This window comes from Actinosynnema sp. NPDC023587, assembly GCF_040640215.1.
GTDB lineage: Bacteria > Actinomycetota > Actinomycetes > Mycobacteriales > Pseudonocardiaceae > Actinosynnema.
Map to the genome: position 1 here is coordinate 24928 of NZ_JBFABG010000024.1, position 19077 is coordinate 44004.

Annotated in this window: 17 protein-coding genes; 6 read left to right on the plus strand and 11 right to left on the minus strand. The window is 73.0% G+C overall.

Going from position 1 to position 19077, the window contains the following annotated elements; translation table 11 throughout:
- Window positions 1-4: 4 nt before the first annotated feature.
- From AB0G01_RS33735 to AB0G01_RS33755, 5 genes are all read left to right on the plus strand, one after another.
- Window positions 5-1621, plus strand: coding sequence for a glucose-6-phosphate isomerase (locus AB0G01_RS33735; RefSeq protein ID WP_360954433.1), 1617 nt, complete (start codon window positions 5-7; stop codon window positions 1619-1621).
- Window positions 1622-1668: 47 nt separating this feature from the next.
- Window positions 1669-3156, plus strand: a complete 1488-nt coding sequence (zwf, locus tag AB0G01_RS33740) for a glucose-6-phosphate dehydrogenase (RefSeq protein ID WP_360954538.1) — start codon at window positions 1669-1671, stop codon at window positions 3154-3156.
- Entirely contained in the window at window positions 3153-4253 is a 1101-nt protein-coding gene (gene opcA / locus AB0G01_RS33745; RefSeq protein ID WP_360954436.1) for a glucose-6-phosphate dehydrogenase assembly protein OpcA, read from the plus strand. The genes zwf and opcA overlap by 4 nt, the downstream gene beginning before the upstream one ends.
- The gene (pgl, locus tag AB0G01_RS33750; RefSeq protein WP_360954439.1) at window positions 4250-4984 is read left to right on the plus strand and encodes a 6-phosphogluconolactonase; all 735 of its coding nucleotides are present in this window, start codon (window positions 4250-4252) and stop codon (window positions 4982-4984) included. Before opcA ends, pgl begins: the two co-directional genes overlap by 4 nt.
- A gap of 317 nt (window positions 4985-5301) precedes the next feature.
- The gene (locus AB0G01_RS33755; protein ID WP_360954442.1) at window positions 5302-6531 is read left to right on the plus strand and encodes a histidine kinase; all 1230 of its coding nucleotides are present in this window, start codon (window positions 5302-5304) and stop codon (window positions 6529-6531) included.
- On the opposite strand, the gene AB0G01_RS33760 is transcribed toward AB0G01_RS33755, so the two are convergent.
- Both AB0G01_RS33760 and AB0G01_RS33765 read right to left on the minus strand, forming a co-directional pair.
- Window positions 6497-8155 (minus strand): serine/threonine-protein kinase, encoded by a 1659-nt coding sequence (locus tag AB0G01_RS33760; RefSeq protein ID WP_360954445.1) that lies wholly within the window; start codon window positions 8153-8155, stop codon window positions 6497-6499. The two genes, AB0G01_RS33755 and AB0G01_RS33760, sit on opposite strands and share 35 nt — an antisense overlap.
- Window positions 8152-8967, minus strand: coding sequence for a hypothetical protein (locus AB0G01_RS33765; RefSeq protein WP_360954448.1), 816 nt, complete (start codon window positions 8965-8967; stop codon window positions 8152-8154). The genes AB0G01_RS33760 and AB0G01_RS33765 overlap by 4 nt, the downstream gene beginning before the upstream one ends.
- A gap of 82 nt (window positions 8968-9049) precedes the next feature.
- Here AB0G01_RS33765 and AB0G01_RS33770 point away from each other — a divergent pair, with 82 nt between their 5' ends.
- A complete protein-coding gene (locus tag AB0G01_RS33770) occupies window positions 9050-9931 on the plus strand; it encodes a hypothetical protein (RefSeq protein ID WP_360954451.1) in 882 nt (293 codons plus the stop codon).
- 180 nt (window positions 9932-10111) lie between these two features.
- Here the strand turns inward: AB0G01_RS33770 and AB0G01_RS33775 are convergent, their stop codons facing one another.
- The 9 genes from AB0G01_RS33775 to uvrC form a co-directional block, all read right to left on the minus strand.
- Window positions 10112-10456: an RNA polymerase-binding protein RbpA gene (locus tag AB0G01_RS33775; protein WP_015103628.1), complete on the minus strand. Its 345-nt coding sequence runs from the start codon at window positions 10454-10456 to the stop codon at window positions 10112-10114.
- A 50-nt stretch (window positions 10457-10506) separates the two neighbouring features.
- A complete protein-coding gene (secG, locus tag AB0G01_RS33780) occupies window positions 10507-10737 on the minus strand; it encodes a preprotein translocase subunit SecG (RefSeq protein ID WP_360954454.1) in 231 nt (76 codons plus the stop codon).
- Window positions 10738-10827: 90 nt separating this feature from the next.
- Entirely contained in the window at window positions 10828-11616 is a 789-nt protein-coding gene (gene tpiA / locus AB0G01_RS33785) for a triose-phosphate isomerase (RefSeq protein WP_360954457.1), read from the minus strand.
- A complete protein-coding gene (locus AB0G01_RS33790; protein WP_360954460.1) occupies window positions 11616-12788 on the minus strand; it encodes a phosphoglycerate kinase in 1173 nt (390 codons plus the stop codon). Before AB0G01_RS33790 ends, tpiA begins: the two co-directional genes overlap by 1 nt.
- Before the next feature lie 31 nt (window positions 12789-12819).
- Complete coding sequence (gap, locus tag AB0G01_RS33795; RefSeq protein ID WP_360954463.1) at window positions 12820-13824, minus strand: type I glyceraldehyde-3-phosphate dehydrogenase; 1005 nt, start codon at window positions 13822-13824, stop codon at window positions 12820-12822.
- Window positions 13825-14187: 363 nt separating this feature from the next.
- The gene (whiA, locus tag AB0G01_RS33800) at window positions 14188-15174 is read right to left on the minus strand and encodes a DNA-binding protein WhiA (protein WP_360954466.1); all 987 of its coding nucleotides are present in this window, start codon (window positions 15172-15174) and stop codon (window positions 14188-14190) included.
- The gene (yvcK, locus tag AB0G01_RS33805; RefSeq protein WP_360954469.1) at window positions 15165-16211 is read right to left on the minus strand and encodes a uridine diphosphate-N-acetylglucosamine-binding protein YvcK; all 1047 of its coding nucleotides are present in this window, start codon (window positions 16209-16211) and stop codon (window positions 15165-15167) included. Before yvcK ends, whiA begins: the two co-directional genes overlap by 10 nt.
- On the minus strand, window positions 16208-17095 hold the full coding sequence (gene rapZ, locus AB0G01_RS33810) for an RNase adapter RapZ (protein WP_360954472.1): 888 nt from the start codon (window positions 17093-17095) through the stop codon (window positions 16208-16210). Before rapZ ends, yvcK begins: the two co-directional genes overlap by 4 nt.
- A complete protein-coding gene (gene uvrC, locus AB0G01_RS33815; RefSeq protein ID WP_360954475.1) occupies window positions 17092-19062 on the minus strand; it encodes an excinuclease ABC subunit UvrC in 1971 nt (656 codons plus the stop codon). The genes rapZ and uvrC overlap by 4 nt, the downstream gene beginning before the upstream one ends.
- Window positions 19063-19077: the final 15 nt, after the last annotated feature.

Genomic DNA, 19077 nt, shown 5'->3' on the forward strand with positions numbered 1-19077 from the left:
ACACATGACCGAGGTGGTCTCCGTGGAGATCGTCCGCTCGCCGAACGAAGACCAGGTCGCCCTCGTGGTGGAGGACCTGGTCCGGGACCGGGTGGCGAGCAAGCTCACCGCCGGCGACGCGACCCTCTGGGGTCCGGCGGCGGAACCCGAGGCGTCCATCCGGCTCGCCTGGACCGCGCTGCACGAGACATCCCGCCCGCTGGTCGCCGAGATCGCGGCCCTGCGCGCGGAACTGCTCGCCGAGGGCGTGGACCGGGTGGTGCTCGCGGGCATGGGCGGCTCGTCGCTCGCGCCCGAGGTGATCACCGGCACGGCCGGGGTGCCGCTGGTGGTGCTCGACACCACCGACCCCGGCCAGGTGGCCGACGCGCTCGCGGGCGACCTCCGGCGCACCGTGCTGGTGGTGTCGTCCAAGTCGGGCGGCACCGTGGAGACCGACAGCCACCGGCGGATCTTCGAGGCCGCGTTCGCCGCCGAGGGCGTGGACGCGGCGTCCCGGATCGTCGTGGTGACCGACCCGGGCTCGCCGCTGGAGGCGGCGTCCCGGGAAGCGGGCTACCGCAGGGTGTTCCTGGCCGACCCGAACGTGGGCGGCCGGTACTCGGCGCTGACCGCGTTCGGCCTGGTGCCCTCCGGGCTGGCGGGCGCGGACGTCGCGGGCCTGCTGGACGACGCGGCGGCGGCCGTGCCGCTGGTCTCGGTCGACTCGCCGGACAACCCGGCCGTGGTGCTCGCGGCGACGTTCGCCGTGGCGCACGCGCACGGCGCGGAGAAGATCGTGTTCGCCGACACCGGGTCGGGGATCGCGGGTCTCGGCGACTGGGCCGAGCAGCTCATCGCCGAGTCCACCGGCAAGGACGGCACCGGGCTGCTGCCGGTGGTCGTCGAGGGGCCGGGCGCGCCCGGTTTCGTGGACGCCCGCTCGGACGCCACGACCGTCGCGATCGGACCGGCCACCGGGTCGTCCTCGGTCGCGGTGGAGGGCCGGCTCGGCGCGCAGTTCCTGGTGTGGGAGTACGCGACCGCGCTGGTGGGCCGGGTGCTCGACATCAACCCGTTCGACCAGCCGGACGTGGAGGCCGCGAAGAACGCGGCCCGGTCCCTGCTGGACGCGCCGACCGCCGCGACGCCGGCACCGGCCTTCGTGGACGGTCCGATCGAGGTGCACGCGAGCGAGGGCTGGCTGCCGGCGGACGTGAAGACCGTCGCGGACGCGCTCAAGCTGCTCGTCGCCGCCGCGCCGGACCACGGCTACCTGTCCGTGCAGGCCTACCTGGACCGGCTGGACGACGCGTCGTTCGCGCTGGTCCGGCCGGAGCTGGCGCAGCGGGCGCACCTCCAGACCACGTTCGGCTGGGGGCCGAGGTTCCTGCACTCGACCGGGCAGTACCACAAGGGCGGGCACCAGAACGGGGTGTTCCTCCAGCTCACCGGCGCGTCCGGGACGTCGCTGGAGGTGCCGGGCCGACCCTACGACCTGGGCACGTTGCAGACGGCGCAGGCGCTGGGCGACGGCCAGGTGCTGGCCGGGCACGGGCGTCCGGTGCTGCGGCTGCACCTCACCGACCGCGTCGCCGGGCTCGCGCAGCTCGTCGAGGCCATCCAGGAGGACGGTTCGTGACGGCTCCGACCAAGCGCAACCCGTTGCGCGACCCGCGGGACAAGCGGATGCCGCGGATCGCCGGGCCGTGCGGCCTGGTGATCTTCGGCGTGACCGGCGACCTGTCGCGCAAGAAGCTCATGCCGGCCATCTACGACCTGGCCAACCGGGGTCTGCTGCCGCCGGGCTTCGCGCTCGTCGGCTTCGCCCGGCGGGACTGGGCCGACCAGGACTTCATGCAGGTCGTGCACGAGGCGGTCAAGCAGCACGCGCGCACGCCCTTCCGGCAGGAGGTCTGGGACCAGCTCGCCGAGGGCATCCGGTTCGTGCAGGGCACGTTCGACGACGACAGCGCGTTCGACGTGCTGGCCGAGACGATCGCCGACCTGGACCGCGAGCGCGGCACGGGCGGCAACCACGCGTTCTACCTGTCGGTGCCGCCCAGCGCGTTCACCACCGTGGTCAACCAGCTCAAGCGGGCCGGGCTGGCCACGCCGCAGGACGGTCCCGGCCAGTGGCGGCGGGTGGTCATCGAGAAGCCGTTCGGGCACGACCTGCCCAGCGCCAAGCACCTGAACAAGATCGTCAACGACGTCTTCCCCGAGGAGTCGGTGTTTCGCATCGACCACTACCTCGGCAAGGAGACGGTGCAGAACATCATGGCGCTGCGCTTCGCCAACCAGCTCTACGAACCCATCTGGAACGCCAACTACGTCGACCACGTGCAGATCACCATGGCCGAGGACATCGGCCTGGGCGGTCGCGCGGGCTACTACGACGGCATCGGCGCGGCGCGCGACGTGATCCAGAACCACCTGCTCCAGCTCCTCGCGCTGACCGCGATGGAGGAGCCGGTGTCGTTCAAGCCGGCCGACCTGCGGGCGGAGAAGGTCAAGGTGCTGTCCGCGACCAAGCCGGTGGGGCCGTTCGCGGAGACCACCGCGCGCGGCCAGTACACCGGTGGCTGGCAGGGCGGGCAGAAGGTGCCCGGCCTGCTGGAGGAGGGCGGTTTCGCCCGGGACTCCACCACCGAGACCTACGCCGCGATCACCTGCGAGATCGCCACCCGGCGGTGGGCGGGCGTGCCGTTCTACCTGCGCACCGGCAAGCGGCTGGGCCGCCGGGTCACCGAGGTGGCCGTGGTGTTCAAGCGCGCGCCGCACCTGCCGTTCGACGACACCGCGACCGAGGAGCTGGGGCAGAACGCCCTGGTGGTGCGGGTGCAGCCGGACGAGGGCGTGACCATCCGGTTCGGCTCCAAGGTGCCCGGCAACACCATGGAGGTCCGCGACGTCACGATGGACTTCGGCTACGGCCACGCGTTCACCGAGTCGTCGCCGGAGGCCTACGAACGGCTGCTGCTCGACGTGCTGCTCGGCGAGCCGTCGCTGTTCCCGAAGAACGACGAGGTCGAGCTGTCCTGGGAGATCCTCGACCCGGTGCTCGGGCACTGGGCCGCCGGCGGGACGCCGGAGAAGTACAAGGCGGGCACCTGGGGTCCGGCGTCCGCGAACGAGATGCTGGCCCGCACCGGCAGGCACTGGAGGCGTCCGTGATCATCGACCTGCCCTCGACCACCACCTCACAGGTCAACAGCAAGCTCGTGCACCTGCGCGAGGAGGGCGGCGCGGTCACCCTCGGCCGGGTGCTGACCCTGGTCATCGTCACCGACGACGGGGCGAAGACCGAGGGTGCCGTGGACGCGGCGAACGACGCCAGCCGCGAGCACCCGTGCCGGGTGATCGTGGTCGCGCGGGGCGCGCGCAAGGCCGCGCCCCGGCTGGACGCGCAGATCCGGGTCGGCGGCGACGCGGGCGCGTCCGAGGTGATCGTGCTGCGGCTCTACGGGGAGCTCGCCAACGAAGGCGCGTCGTGCGTGGTGCCGCTGCTGCTGCCGGACACCCCGGTCGTGGCGTGGTGGCCGCACGAGGCCCCGGCGGTGCCGGCGAAGGACCCGATCGGGCAGCTCGCGCAGCGCCGGATCACCGACGCGGCGGCCGAGAAGAACCCGATCAAGGCCCTGGACCAGCGCAAGTCCGGCTACACGCCGGGCGACACGGACCTGGCGTGGACCCGGTTGACGCTGTGGCGGGCGATGCTCGCCTCGGCGCTCGACCTGCCGCCGTTCGAGCGGGTCACCGAGGCCGAGGTGAGCGGCGAGGTCGACTCGCCGTCCACCGACCTGCTGGCCGCGTGGCTGGCGGGCGCGCTGAAGGCACCGGTGAAGCGGTCCAAGGCGGCGCGCGGCGTCGGCATCGTGGACGTGAAGCTGGTCCGCAAGTCCGGTGTGGTGGACCTGGTCCGGCCGGACGGCAAGGTCGGCACGCTGACCCAGCCCGGCCAGCCGCAGCGGCGGGTGGCGCTGCAACGCCGCGAGATCCGCGACTGCCTGGCCGAGGAGCTGCGCCGGCTGGACCCGGACGAGGTGTACGAGTCGGCGTTGCGGGCGCTGGGCAAGGTCGTGCGCGGCCGTATTCCGGTGAAGACGCCCGTGGCCCGCAAGCCCGCGACCCGCAAGCCCGCCGAGTCGGCCGAGTCGGCCGCGCCCGCCGAGGCCGCCGCTCCGACCGCGCCCGCCGACGGTCCCGCCAAGGCACCGGCCAAGGCACCGGCGAAGGCACCCCGGGCGGCCAAGGCGAAGGCCAAGGCGTGACCGGCCCCGACGTGGTGGTGCACCGCGACGGTGGCCTGCTGGCCGCCGGCACGGCCGCCCGCCTGATCACCGCGCTGGTCGACGCGCAGGCCGCGCGCGGCACCGCCGCGCTGGTGCTGACCGGCGGCCGGACCGGCGCGGCCGTGCTCGAACAGGTCCGGGACAGCCCGGCGCGCGACGCCGTGGACTGGTCCCGGGTCGATCTGTACTGGGGCGACGAGCGGTTCCTGCCCGCCGGGCACGCGGACCGCAACGAGACCCAGTCCCGGGCGGCGCTGCTGGACCACGTGCCGGTGGACCCGGCGCGGGTGCACGCGGTGGAGCCGTCCGACGGCCGGTTCGGCGACGACCCGGACGCGGCGGCGGCGGCCTACGCCGAGGTGCTCACGGCGTCCGGCGGGGTGCCGGCGTTCGACGTGCTGCTGCTCGGCGTGGGCGAAGAGGGCCACGTCGCGTCGATCTTCCCGGACTCCCCGGCGGTGCACGAGCGGGAGCGGACCGCGATCGCGGTGCGCGACTGCCCCAAGCCCCCGCCGACCCGGGTCAGCCTGAGCCTCCCGGCGATCCGCCACGCCCGCGAGGTGTGGCTGATGACGACCGGCGAGGCCAAGGCCGAAGCGGTCGCCGGGGCGCTCGCGGGCGCGTCCGAGGTGGACCTCCCGGCGGCCGGCGCGACCGGCCTGCACCGCACGCTGTGGCTCCTCGACACGGCGGCGGCGAAGCGGCTCTGACCGGATCTCCGACGAGCGGGGCGGTGGTGGCCACGGGTCACCACCGCCCCGTTCCACGTCCGTCCCCGCGCCGGACAGCGCTCGCCGACCCGCCGACCCGACCTCGGGGTACGCCCCGCTCCCGGTGATCGACATCACCCGTCAGGCGTCCGGATGTCGAACAGGCGTTCGCGCTCGCAATTTTGTGGCCGCCCGCACGTCCCTTTCGGGTAATCGTTGCCTCTCGTTGGGTGAAGCGGGGCTCGACGGGCACTTCCGGGGGTGAAGGAGCGGTCATGCCAAGCGGGATGACAGCGCAGTACGGTGACGGGCAGCGGATGGCTGACACGGGAGGGCGAGTCCTGGCCGGCAACGCTGTCGAACGGCTGCCGAGCGGCGGGGTCAACGGCGTCCCCACCGAACGGGTGCCGCGCGCTGCCCGGGGTCTCCGCGAACGACTGGCCCGGCACCGGCGGGCGGCGGTGGACCTCGCGGCCGTCGCGATCGGCGCGTTCGACGTGTGGTTCTGGTTCGCACCCGACGCCGAGCTCTACAACTACGTGCTCTCGGTCATCGCGGTGTCCGCGCTCGTGCTGCGCCGGCGGTTCCCGTTCCTGGTGGTGCTGCTGACCGTGCCGGGGTTCTTCGCGGGCATGGCGCAGCTCGCCGCGATGATCGCCCTGGGCACGCTGGCCCGCGAGAAGCTGCTCTCCACCCAGACCTGCATCGCCGCCGGGCTGGTGTGGCTGAGCCGGTTCTTCCTGTGGCCGCCGGCGGAGTTCCTGGCGCTGCCGTGGTCCACGCACCTGCACGACGCGATGTACGGCTGCATCGTGGCCGGGATGCCGATCGCCATCGGGTTGCTCGCGCACGCCCGGGAGGAGCTGTCGGCGCGGATAGCGGAGCTCGCGGCCAGCCGGGAACGCGAACGGCTGCTGCACGCGCACGCCGTGCGGGCCGACGAACGCGCACGGCTCGCCCGCGAGATGCACGACGTGGTCTCGCACCAGGTCAGCCTGATCGCCATGCAGGCCGGCGCGTTGCGGATCTCGGTCGCCGACCCGGACGCCAAGCGGGTGGCGGGCACGATCCGCACCCTGTCCACCCGGACCTTGGACGAGCTGCGCCAACTCGTGAGCGTCCTGCGCACCACCGACGGGGACGACTCGCCGCAACCGCGCGTGGCGGAACTGCCGCAACTGGTGGCGGGCGCGGGCATCCCGGCGTCGCTGACCGTGCTGGGACCCGTGGACGAGCTGCCCGCGCCGATCTCCGGCGCGGTCTACCGGACCGTGCAGGAAGCGCTGACGAACGTCCGCAAGCACGCGGGCTGCGCGGCGACGTCCGTGCACGTCCAGGCCGAGCCGGACGAGCTGCGGGTGGAGATCCGCAACGCCCCGCCGGTGCTGCCGCGCGAGTGCCCGACGCTGCCCAGCGGCGGGCACGGGCTGGTCGGGCTCCAGGAGCGCGCGGCCCTGCTGGACGGGACCTTCGAGGCGGGGCCCAGCGACGACGGCGGGTTCCGGGTGGCCGTCACCTTCCCGCTGGCCCGGCAGCTCGACGGGTAGCCACCGCCGTGCACACGGCCGCCACCAGCCCCAGCGCCCCGCACACCAGGGCGGGCCACAGCGCGGGTTCGTGGCGCAGCAGCACCGACGGCAGCAGCCACACCGCGACACCCAGGCCGATCCCGAGGGGTGCCGCCGCGACGACGGCGGCGGCACCCGACTGGCGACGGCGCAGCGAGCGGAGCAGCGACTCCAGGTAGGCCAGGGTGAACAGCAGCAGCACCGCGCTACCCGCACCCATGATGCTGATCATCGGGTTCTCGGTGGGCCGCAACGAGTACTCGGTGCGCTGCCCGCCGGACTCGACGGTGGCCAGGGCCGCGCCGCCGACGATCCAGCGGGCCGCGCCGGGCAGTTCGAACGCCGTGGGCGCGCTCTGCGGCACGGCGGTGACGTCGGCGAGCGTGATCCCGGCGGCGGTGACGGTGAGCCGCGCGGGCTCGACCACGCCCGGCACCGCGACCGGCCGGCTCAGGTCCTGCTCCAGCACCGGCAGGTCGCGGCCGGGCAGCGCGAACGGCAGCGCCACCAGGACCAGCGCCGCCACCCCGGCGGCGAGGCCGAACCAGCGCGCGGGCCTGGGCCGCTCCAGCAGGTCGCGGGCGGGGATCAGGGTCTGGCCGTCCAGCCGGGCCGGCGGCGACAGGTCGACGGCGGTGGCCCGGACCGGGACGTCGACCGTCTCGCGCGGCACCGACGGGTGGGTCGACGGCCGGGTGCTGGCGGCGGCGACCTGCGGCGCGAGGTGCACCGGCAGGCCCGCCCGGATCAGCCAGTCCGGGCCGAACACCTCGGCCGCCGCGCCCGCCAGGTCGATCGCGAACGTCTCGGCGTTGCGGTAGCGGGCGCGCGGGTCGCGTTCGACCCCGCGCATCACGACCCGCGCCAGCGGGGCCGGCACCTCGGTCAGCGGGCGGGGCTGCTGGTGGACGTGCCGCTGGATCATGGCCAGCGCGCCGCCGCCGGACTCGAACGGCAACCGGCCGCTGAGCAGCTCGTAGAGCACGGTGGCGGTGCCGTAGACGTCGGCGGCGGGGCTGAGCGGGTTGCCCAGCGCCTGCTCCGGCGACAGGTAGGCGGGGGTGCCCAGCACCTGGCCGGCGTGGGTGACCAGGGTCGCGCCCTCGCTCACCACCTGGGAGATGCCGAAGTCGGCGACCTTCAGCGCGCCCTGCGCGGTGAACAGCAGGTTCTTCGGCTTCACGTCCAGGTGCAGGACGCCCGCGCCGTGCGCGGCGTGCAGGCCGGACAGCGTGGCCAGCACCAGCGCGCACGACTCGGACGGGGTCAGGCCGCGCCCGGTGAACCGGGACCAGACCGTGCCGCCGTCGAGCTTCTCCATCACCAGCAGGTGCTCGCCGTGGCTCTGCACGTAGTCGTAGACCGGCACGATGTGCGGGTGGTCCAGGCGGGCCAGCAACCGGGCCTCGTGCTCGAACCGGGCGCTCATCCGGGCGTCCTCGGCGAGCACGTGCGGCAGCCGCTTGACCGCCACCGGGCGGCCGAGCGGCCGGTGCACGCCCGCGTAGACCACGCCCATGCCGCCGTGCCCGATCTGCGCGCCGATGTCGTACTGCGGCAGCGCGGCGATCACGCCAGGGCTGGGGGCCGTGCTCGGGCTCACGCCGCACCGCCGGGCAGCGGGCGGGTGAAGCGCTGGGTCGCCTCCGGGTCGACGGGCGGCGGCTCGGCCGCGTTCGGGGTCAGGTAGCCGAGCAGGAACGCCGCCGCGGCGGCACCCAGGATGAACGGCACCTCGGCGGCCGGCGACGGGGCCACCACCCGGAGCACGGACAGCGAGATCACCGCGACCAGACCGGTGCCGATGCCGGCGGGGAGGAACTGCATGGCGCGCTGCCACCGGTTCGCGGGCAGCCGGCGGCGGGCCAGCGCCCAGAGCGCGCCCGCCCACGCCAGCACGGTCAGGACGAACACCGCGAGGCCGAACACGCCGTAGACCGACCACGGCGAGCCCCGCACGTCGCCGGTCGCGCCGATCGACGCGACGACCTCGCGCTCCGCGTCCAGCACCTCGATGTCGGTGGGCAGCAGACCGGTCGCCTGGGTGCCGAGCTGGCCCAGGTCGAGGAAGAACGCCTTGGTGGCGCTCTGCTTCGCGGGCACGGTGAACGGGACGGTGGTGTCGTAGGAGAAGAAGGTGAGCGCGAGCGCCGTGCCGGCGAGGCGGATGGTCTTCACGTGGCACGCGGTGTCGGTTCCGTTGTGGACGGTCACCGCGATCTTCACCGAGCCGGACGGGTCGAGCACCAGGTCGTCGGGACCGACCGGGCGGCTGTCCACGAAGGCGGTCACGGTGACCTCGTCGCCGGCGGCGTGCGCGGTGGCCGGGGCGATCCCGCCGAAGATCCCGCTGACGACTCCGCCGAAGATCCCGCAGGCGAGCAGCGAACCGACCCCGCCCATAATGCGTCTCACAGGGGCACCTCGAAGTTCAGGGACGCGGACGAGTCCGGGAGTCGGTATGCGATCGGCAGGAACACTAGCTCTACTCGGTGCCGTGGCCTATGGCGTTACCGCCCTGGTGCCCGTTCCGGCCGCCGCGCAGGTCCCGCCGTCGATCGCGGTGACGCCCGCGAGCGGGCCGGCGGGGTCCGCGTTCACGGTGAACTGGGCGGGGTTCTCCTGGGACCCCGACTGCTACCAGCGGATGCAGGTGCTGTGGGACAACGCGGGCAACGTCCTGGCGGCCCCCGCGCAGAGCTACCGGGGTGCGGTCACGGTGTCCTCGCCGACGTGGTCCACGCCCGGATCGCACACGGTCGTGCTGCGCACGGTGTGCCGGGGCAGCATCGCCCGCGCGACGTACTCGGTGACCGTCGCACCGGTCAGGACCACCACCACCACTCCCCCGCCGGTCACCACGACCACGAACCCGCCGGTCGTGACCACCACGACCGCGCCGACCACCACCACCCGGCCCACGACCACCACCACGACGACGACCACGACGTCCACCACCACGACGACCACGACGGAGAGCACCAGCGGTTCGGTGCCGACGCCGGTCACGTTCGAGGGCGGTGACGGCGCGCTGACGCTGGACAAGGACAACATCCAGCCCGGCGACCCGCTGACCGCCACCGGCACCGGCTGCGAGCCGGGGTCGGAGGTGAAGCTGAGCTCGCTCGGCGAGGACGTGGGCACCGCGCGGGCGGACGGGGCGGGGACGTTCAGCACGCGGGTCGAGTTCGCCACGATCCAGCCGGGCAGGCACGTGATCCGCGCCGACTGCGGCGTGATCCTGGTGGGCAGCGTCGACGTGGCCCTGACCAGCTCGACCGGGGGCACCACGTCGACCCTGGTGATCCTGGTGTTCTTCCTGCTGATCGGAGCCACCCTGCTCCGCCGCCAGTTCAGCGCCTTCCGCCGCACCGCCTGACCGCCGCCACGAACACGGCGGGATCGGCGGCGGAACCGAGGGCCGGAGCAGCGGCGACCGGGTGAGGCGCGACCGCCCGGAACGCCGGCAGCCACCGGAACCGCGGAGTTCCGGTGGCTGCCCGCGCGGAAACGCGCCGGCCCCCGTGGAGTCCACGGGGGCCGGCGCGTTGTCTTGCGGCTAGGGCTCTTCGCGCTGTTTGCGCAGCTTGGTCAGCGCCTCTTCGAGGATCGCCTCTCCGTCCGCGTCGGAACGACGTTCCTTCACGTACGCCAAGTGCGTTTTGTACGGCTCGTTGCGCGGGGGAGCCGGCGGAGCCTGCTCGTCCCGACCCGCCGGCAGACCGCACCGGGGGCAGTCCCAGTTCTCCGGGATTTCCGCCTCGACCGCGAACGACGGACGCGACTCGTGCGCGTTGGCGCACCAGTACGACACCCGACGCCGGGGCGCGGACTCGCCGCGCTCCGATTCACCCATCGGGCCTGCGCCGACGCGGGTACCGCGAATCGCGTTACCTCCAGCCATCGACCCTCACACCCCCACCACGTGGTTTCCCTGTCGTCGGTTGACCTTGATCAGAGCTTGGTCAGCAGTCCGATGCCGACGATGGCGATCACCCAGACGGCCCCGACGAACAGCGTCAGGCGGTCCAGGTTCTTCTCCACGACGCTCGAACCGGACAGGCTCGACTGCATGCCGCCGCCGAACAACGAGGACAAACCGCCACCACGGCCCCGGTGCAGCAGCACCAGCAGGATCAGCAGCACACTGGCGACAACCAACAGGATCTGCAGGAACAGTGTCATTTCTTCCTCGCTGTCAGACAGGTGACGCCACAGAGTACCCGGTCAACTGCCGACCGTGGACCACCTCGGTGGTAGGGCGTGTTCACTGGGTCAGGGTAGAGGGCCACCGGCCGCAAGGGCACAGAGCTTCGCGAACTCGTCCGCATCCAGGCTCGCACCGCCGACCAGAGCGCCGTCGACGTCCTTCTGCGCGACCAGCTCGGCGATGTTCCCGGACTTCACCGAGCCGCCGTAAAGCACCCGAACGGCCGAGGCCACGTCCTCGCCGTGCAGCTCGGCCAGCTTCACCCGCAGCGCCGCGCACACCTCCTGCGCGTCCGCCGACGAGGCCACCTTGCCGGTGCCGATCGCCCACACGGGCTCGTAGGCGATGACGACGTTCCCGACCTGCTCGGCGGACAGGCCCTTGAGACCCCGCACGAGCTGGGTCGTGCAGTGCTCGACGTGGGTGCCCGCCTCGCGGACGTCCACCCGCTCGCCGAGGCAGAAGATCGGGGTGATGCCGTGCTTGAGCGCCGCCTTGACCTTCTTGTTGACCAGCGCGTCGTCCTCGTGGTGGTACTCGCGCCGCTCGGAGTGCCCGACCGTCACGTAGGAGCAGCCCAGCTTGGCCAGCATCGGGCCGGACACGTCACCGGTGTACGCGCCCGAGTCGTGCGGCGACAGGTCCTGCGCGCCGTACTTGAGCAGCAGCTTGTCGCCGTCGACCAGGGTCTGGATGGACCGGATGTCGATGAACGGCGGCAGCACCGCCACCTCGACCTTGGCGAAGTACTTGTTCGGCAGGGAGAACGCGATCTTCTGCACCAGGGAGATGGCCTCCAGGTGGTTGAGGTTCATCTTCCAGTTGCCCGCGATCAGCGGCTGTCGGACGGCCATCAGGCGTTCCCCTCTTCCAGCACGGCGACGCCGGGCAGCTCCTTGCCCTCCAGGTACTCCAGCGACGCGCCGCCACCGGTCGAGATGTGCGAGAACCCGTCCTCGGGCAGGCCGAGGGCGCGCACCGCCGCCGCCGAGTCGCCGCCGCCGACCACGGTGAACGCCTCGCTCGCGACGAGCGCCTCGGCCACCGCGCGGGTGCCGCCGGCGAACGCCTCGAACTCGAACACGCCCATCGGGCCGTTCCAGAACACGGTCTTGGCGTCGGCCAGCTTCGACGCGAACAGCTCGCGCGACTTCGGGCCGATGTCCAGCCCCTGCCGGTCGGCCGGGATCGCGGTGGCGTCCACCACGTCGAACGCGGCGTCGGCCGCGAACCCGGTCGCGGCCAGCACGTCGACCGGGAGCACCAGCTCCACGCCGCGCCGCTCGGCCTCCTCCAGGAAGCCCGCGACCTGCTCCACCTGGTCCGCCTGGAGCAGCGACTCGCCGACCTCGTGGCCTTGGGCCTTGAGGAACGTGTAGGCCATGCCGCCGCCGACGAGCAGGCGGTCGACCTTGGTGAGCAGGTTCGCGATGACGCCGAGCTTGTCGGACACCTTCGCCCCGCCGAGCACCACGACGTAGGGGCGCTGGAGGTCGGAGGTGAGCTTGCGGAGCACCTCGACCTCGGCCAGCACGAGGTTGCCCGCGTAGGCGGGCAGCTTGCGCGCCACGTCGTAGACCGAAGCCTGCTCGCGGTGCACGACGCCGAACCCGTCGGACACGAACGCGTCCGCCTTGGCCGCCAGCTCGGCGGCCAGCGCCTCGCGCTCGGCGTCGACCTTGGAGGTCTCGCGGGCGTCGAAGCGGATGTTCTCCAGCAGCACGACCGACCCGTCGCCGGCGGTCTCGGTGCCGATCTCGACGGGCTTGCCGAGCAGCTCGCCCAGCCGCGCGGCGACCGGGGCGAGGGAGAGCTCGGGGTCGGGCTTGCCCTTGGGGCGGCCCAGGTGGGCGGCGACGAGGACGCGCGCGCCCCCGTCGACCAGCGCCTTGAGCGTGGGCACCGACGCGCGGACGCGGCCGTCGTCGGTGATCTTGTCGCCGTCGAGGGGGACGTTCAGGTCGGCGCGCACGAGGACGCGCCGACCCGAGACACCCTCGGCGATCAGGTCGCTGAGAGTCTTCACAACCGGTCTTTCCGCTCGGTGGCCGGGGAGGTCAGAGCTTCGAGGCGACCAGGTTGACCAGGTCCGCGAGGCGGTTGGAGTAGCCCCACTCGTTGTCGTACCAGCCGATGACCTTGACCTGGTTGCCGATGACCTTGGTCAGCGGCGCGTCGTAGATGCACGACGCCGGGTCGGTGACGATGTCGCTGGACACGATCGGGTCCTCGTTGTAGCGGAGGTAGCCCTTCAGCGCGCCCTCGGCCGCGGCCTTGTAGGCGGCGTTGACCTCGTCGACGGTGGTCTCCCGGCCGACGGTCACGGTCAGGTCGGTGGCCGAGCCCGTCGGCACCGGCACGCGCAGCGCGTAGCCGTCGAGCTTGCCCTTGAGCTCGGGCAGGACCAGGCCGATCGCCTTCGCGGCACCCGTGCTGGTGGGCACGATGTTCAGCGCGGCGGCCCGGGCGCGGCGCAGGTCCTTGTGCGGCGCGTCCTGGAGGTTCTGGTCCTGGGTGTAGGCGTGGATGGTGGTCATCAGGCCACGCTCGACGGTGAACTCGTCGTGCAGCACCTTGGCCAGCGGAGCCAGGCAGTTCGTGGTGCACGAGGCGTTGGAGATGACGGTCTGCGAACCGTCGTACTGCTCGTCGTTCGCGCCCAGCACGATGGTGAGGTCCTCACCCTTGGCCGGCGCGGAGATGATGACCTTCTTGGCACCGCCCTCGTCCACGTGCTTGCGCGCGGCGGCGGCGTCGGTGAAGAAGCCGGTCGACTCGACCACGACGTCGACGCCGAGGTCCTTCCAGGGCAGCTTGCCGGGGTCGCGCTCGGCCAGCGCCTTGATCGTCTTGCCGTCGACCTCGATGCCCTCGTCGTTCACCTTCACGTCGAACGGGAGCCGTCCGAGGATGCTGTCGTACTTCAGCAGGTGGGCCATCGTGTTGACGTCACCGAGGTCGTTGAAGGCGACGATCTCGATGTCGTGCCCGCTGGCCTGAACGGCGCGCCAGAAGTTGCGACCGATGCGGCCGAAACCATTGACACCTACGCGAACCGTCACGGTGAGTCTCCTCGATACTCGACTGGCTGTGCGCCAGGGTGCGTGCGGATTGACTGCGAGCAGCCGCGAACCAGCCTATCCTCCGCGCTGCGCCCCTGGTCACGTGGACCACCAGGATCTCTTTATCGAGCAAGAAAATCCAGAGCTACGGTTCAGTAACCACCACGTCCGGTGACGTGTGCGCCTTCCGGAGGTCGACCGGCGGGCCACCGCCACCACCCTGCCGGCCGCACGGCGTCACCGCGAGGTGACCGGGTGCCGCCGGGGCGCACCCGCCCGGCGCGGGGCCGGCGGGGGTGGACGAGCGCGGGCGCGGCGTGGGTGGCCGCGAGCGCGGGGTGGTGGGCGGCGGGCCGGGGCCGGTCAGACCTCGGCTTCGAGCATGTCGGCGGTGACCGCCGACTCGGTGTCCGGCATGCCCAGCTCCTTGGCCCGCTTGTCGGCCATCGCCAGCAGCCGCCGGATCCGGCCCGCCACGGCGTCCTTGGTCATCTGGGGGTCGGAGAGCTGGCCGAGCTCCTCCAGCGACGCCTGCCGGTGCGCCAGGCGCAGCTCACCCGCCGCCGCCAGGTGGTCGGGGGCCTCCGGGCCGAGGATCTCCAGCGCCCGCCGCACCCGCGCCGCCGCCGCGACGGCGGCCCGCGCCGAGCGGCGGAGGTTGGCGTCGTCGAAGTTCGCCAGGCGGTTCGCCGTCGCCCGGACCTCGCGGCGCATCCGCCGCTCCTCCCAGGCCAGCACGCTGTCGTGCGCGCCCAGCCGGGTCAGCATCGCGCCGATCGCGTCGCCGTCCCTGATCACCACCCGCTCCGCGCCCCGCACCTCGCGGGACTTCGAGCCGATGCCCATCCGCCGCGCCGCGCCGACCAGGGCCAGCGCCGCCTCCGGGCCGGGGCAGGTGACCTCCATGGACGAGGACCGGCCGGGCTCGGTCAGCGAGCCGTGCGCCAGGAACGCGCCGCGCCACGCCGCCTCGGCGTCGCACACCCCGCCGGACACCACCGGCGCGGGCAGGCCGCGCACCGGGCGTCCGCGCGGGTCGAGCAGGCCGGTCTGCCGGGCCAGGCCCTCGCCGTCCTTCACCACCCGCACCACGAACCGGGTGCCCTTGCGCAGCCCGCTGGAGGTGATGGTGAACACGTCGGACTGGTGGCCGTAGAGCTCGTGGATCTCCCGGCGCAGCCGCCGGGCCGTGGAGCCGAGGTCCAGTTCCGCCTCGACCACGACCCGGCCGCCCACGATGTGCAGACCGCCGGCGAACCTCAGCAGCGAGGCGACCTCCGCCCGGCGGCAGCAGGTCTTGGAGACGGCCAGCCTGCTCAGCTCGTCCTTGACCGCAGACGTCATCGCCACGGCTCATCGCCTCCCCTGCTCTCGCGTTCTTCCTGGAGGGTTGTACTTGACGGCCCCCCGGCCGCTGCGGGCAGGCCGTCCAACGCGCGACGAATGCCCGACGCCAGGGCGACGGGGTCGTGGCGGTCCGGGAAACCCGGCAGCGCGATCGGCGACAGGTGCGCCGCGGCCCCGAGAGCTGCGGCGGCGCGCCGCAGGCTGTCCGGGACGGGCACCGCGTCGACGTCCGCGATCACGGCGTCCACCCGCAACCTGGGCGCGTGCGCGCACAGCACGTCGAGGTGCAGCTCCGGCGAGAACCCGGCGGTTTCCCCCGGTTGGGGGACGAGGTTGAGGACCACGACCTTCCTCGCCGCCGTCCGGGTGAGCGCGTCGTGCAGCTCCGGCACCAGCAGGTGCGGCAGCACGCTGGTGAACCACGAGCCGGGGCCGAGCAGCACGACGTCCGCGCCCAGCACCGCGTCCACGGCCTCCGGGCAGCCGCGCGGCGGCTCCCCCGGTCCGCCAGGACCGTGCAGGCGGATCCGCTGCACCCGACCGGGCGTGGTGGCGATCGCGACCTGGCCCCTGATCCGGCGCACCACGTCGGCGTCCTCGTCCAGCCCCGTCACGTCCGCCTCGATCTCCAGCGGCTCGGTGCACATCGGCAGCACGCGGCCGTGCACGCCGAGCAGGCGGCCCGCCTCGCGCAGCACCGCGACCGGGTCGCCGAGCTCCTCCAGCAGGCCGGCCAGCACCAGGTTGCCGACGGCGTGGCCGGCCAACGCGCCGGTGCCGCCGAAGCGGCGCTGGAACAGCGTCGCCCACAGCGCACCGGGGCCCTCGGTGTCGGCCAGCGCCACCATCGCCTTGCGCAGGTCGCCGGGCGGCAGCAGGCCCAGCTCGCGGCGCAGCCGGCCGGACGAGCCGCCGTCGTCGGCGACCGTCACGACGGCCGTGACGTCCTCGGTCATCCGCCGCAGGGCGGTGAGCGTGACGTGCAGCCCGCGCCCGCCGCCCAGCGCCACCACCTTCGGCGCGACAGCTCCCAAGCTCACTCGCGTCCCAGGTCCCGGTGCACGACCTTGATCGCCATGCCGTCCTCGGCGGCCAGCCGGGCGGCCAGCTCCTCGGAGATCGCCACGCTGCGGTGCTTGCCGCCGGTGCAGCCCACGGCCAGGGTCAGGTACCGCTTGCCCTCGCGCCGGTAGCCCGCGCCGATCAGCCGCAGCAGTTCGTGGTAGCGGTCCAGGAACTCCTCCGCGCCCTCCTGGGTGAGCACGTAGTTGCGCACGTCCCCGTCCAGTCCGGTCTGCTCGCGCAGCTCCGGGATCCAGAACGGGTTCGGCAGGAAGCGGACGTCCATCACCAGGTCGGAGTCCATCGGCAGGCCGTACTTGTAGCCGAACGAGAGGACCGTGACCCGGGTCCGGGTCGCCGACTCGCTGCCGAACGTGTCCTCGATCTTGGCCCGGAGCTGGTGCACCGACAGCCCGGAGGTGTCCAGCACCAGGTCGGCCTCCTCGCGCAGCGGCCGGAGCAGGGCGCGTTCGGCCTCGATGCCGTCCGCGAGCCGCCCGTCCGCCTGCAACGGGTGGCCGCGCCGCACCGACTCGAACCGCCGGATCAGCACGTCGTCGGTGGCCTCCAGGAACAGCACCTTCGGCTTGTAGCCCCGGGCGTCCAGGTCCTTGATCACCGCCGCCAGGTCCTCGGTGAACGCGCGGCTGCGCACGTCCATCACGACCGCGACCCTGGTGATGGCCCCCCGCGCCTGCGCGCCCAGCTCCACCATCGTCGCGATCAGCTCGGGCGGCAGGTTGTCCACCACGAACCAGCCCAGGTCCTCCAGGCACTTCGCGGCGGTGCTGCGGCCCGCCCCCGACAGGCCCGTCACCACCGCGACCTCGATGCCGGACTTCTCGCCGGCCTGTGCGCTCACTTGTGCTCCCTCTGCCGGTCGGCTGCGCCGACGCGTTCGGTGGTGGCCACGCCCAACGTCGCGTGCACGGCCTCCGCGGTGCGCCTGCCCACGCCGGGCACACCGCTGATCTCCTCGATGCTCGCCTCGCGCAACTTCTTCACCGAGCCGAAGTGCTTGAGCAGCGCGGCCTTGCGCGTCTGCCCCAGGCCCGGCACCTCGTCCAGCGCCGAGGCGGTCAGGCGCTTGGACCGCTTCTGCCGGTGGTAGGCGATGGCGAACCGGTGCGCCTCGTCGCGCACCCGTTGCAGCAGGTAGAGGGCTTCGCTGGTGCGGGGCAGGATCACCGGGTCCGGTTCGCCGGGCACCCACACCTCCTCCAGCCGCTTCGCGAGCCCCACCACGGCCACGTCCGTGATGCCCAGTTCGGCCAGCACGTCCGAGGCCGCCTGCGCCTGCGGTCCCGCGCCGTCCACCACGAGCAGGTTCGGCGCGTAGGCGAACCGGCGCGGCTTGCCGGTCTCCGGGTCGATGCCCGGCAGCGGGCCGGCCGGCTGGTCGGCGTTCTCCCGCAGGTACGCCTGGAACCGCCGGCGCACCACCTCCGCGATCGAGGCCACGTCGCCCTGCTCCGCCCCCTCGCGGACGGCGAACCGCCGGTACTCGGACTTGCGCGCCAGCCCGTCCTCGAACACCACCAGCGACGCCACCACGTCCGTCCCCTGGACGTGGCTGATGTCGGTGCACTCGATGCGCAGCGGCGCGGTGTCGAGCCCCAGCGCGTCCTGCAACTCCTGCAACGCCGCCGACCGGGCCGTCAGGTCGCCCGCGCGGCGCAGCTTGTGCTGCTGGAACGCCTCCTTCGCGTTGCGCTCGACGGTCTCCATGAGCGCCCTCTTGTCGCCGCGCTGCGGCACCCGCAGCACGACCCGACCGCCCCGCAGGTCCGACAGCCACTTCTCCACGGCGACCGCGTCCTCGGGCAGTTCGGGCACCAGCACCTCGCGCGGCACGGGGGCGGACTCCACGCCGCTGACCCGCGCCGAGTCGGCCTGCTCGCCGTAGAACTGGGTGACGAACTGGTCGACCAGGTCGGCGATGCCGGCCTCGTCCACCTTGTCCACGACCCAGCCGCGCTGGCCGCGGACCCGGCCGCCGCGCACGTGGAACACCTGGACGGAGACCTCCAGGTCGTCCTGGGCGAACGCGACGACGTCGGCGTCGGTGCCGTCGCCGAACACCACCGCCTGCTTCTCCAGGGCGCGCTTGAGCGCGGCCCGGTCGTCGCGCAGCCGGGCCGCCTTCTCGAACTCCAGCTCTTCGGCGGCGACCGTCATCTCCTTCTCCAGGCGGCGGACCATCGCGTCGGTCTTGCCGGCCAGGAAGTCGCAGAAGTCCTCGACGATGTCGCGGTGCTCGTCGGCGGAGACGCGGCCCACGCACGGCGCGGAGCACTTGTCGATGTAGCCCAGCAGGCAGGGCCTGCCGATCTGGTGGTGGCGCTTGAACACGCCGGCCGAGCAGGTGCGCGCCGGGAAGACGCGGAGCAGGAGGTCGAGCGTCTCGCGGATGGCCCATGCGTGCGCGTAGGGGCCGAAGTAGCGCACGCCCTTGCGCCGGGGGCCGCGGTAGACGTGCAGGCGCGGGTACTCCTCGTGCAGGGTGACCGCGAGCACCGGGTAGGACTTGTCGTCCCGGTAGCGGACGTTGAACCGCGGGTCGAACTCCTTGATCCAGTTGTACTCCAGTTGGAGCGCCTCGACCTCGGTGCCGACCACCGTCCACTCGACACCGGCGGCGGTGGTCACCATCTGCCGGGTGCGCGGGTGCAGACCGGCGAGGTCGGCGAAGTACGAGTTCAGCCGCTGGCGCAGGTTCTTGGCCTTGCCGACGTAGACGACGCGGCCGGCCGCGTCGCGGAACTTGTACACGCCGGGTGCTTCGGGGATGGTGCCTGTCGCGGGGCGATAGGTCGACGGGTCGGCCACCCGGCAAGCCTACGT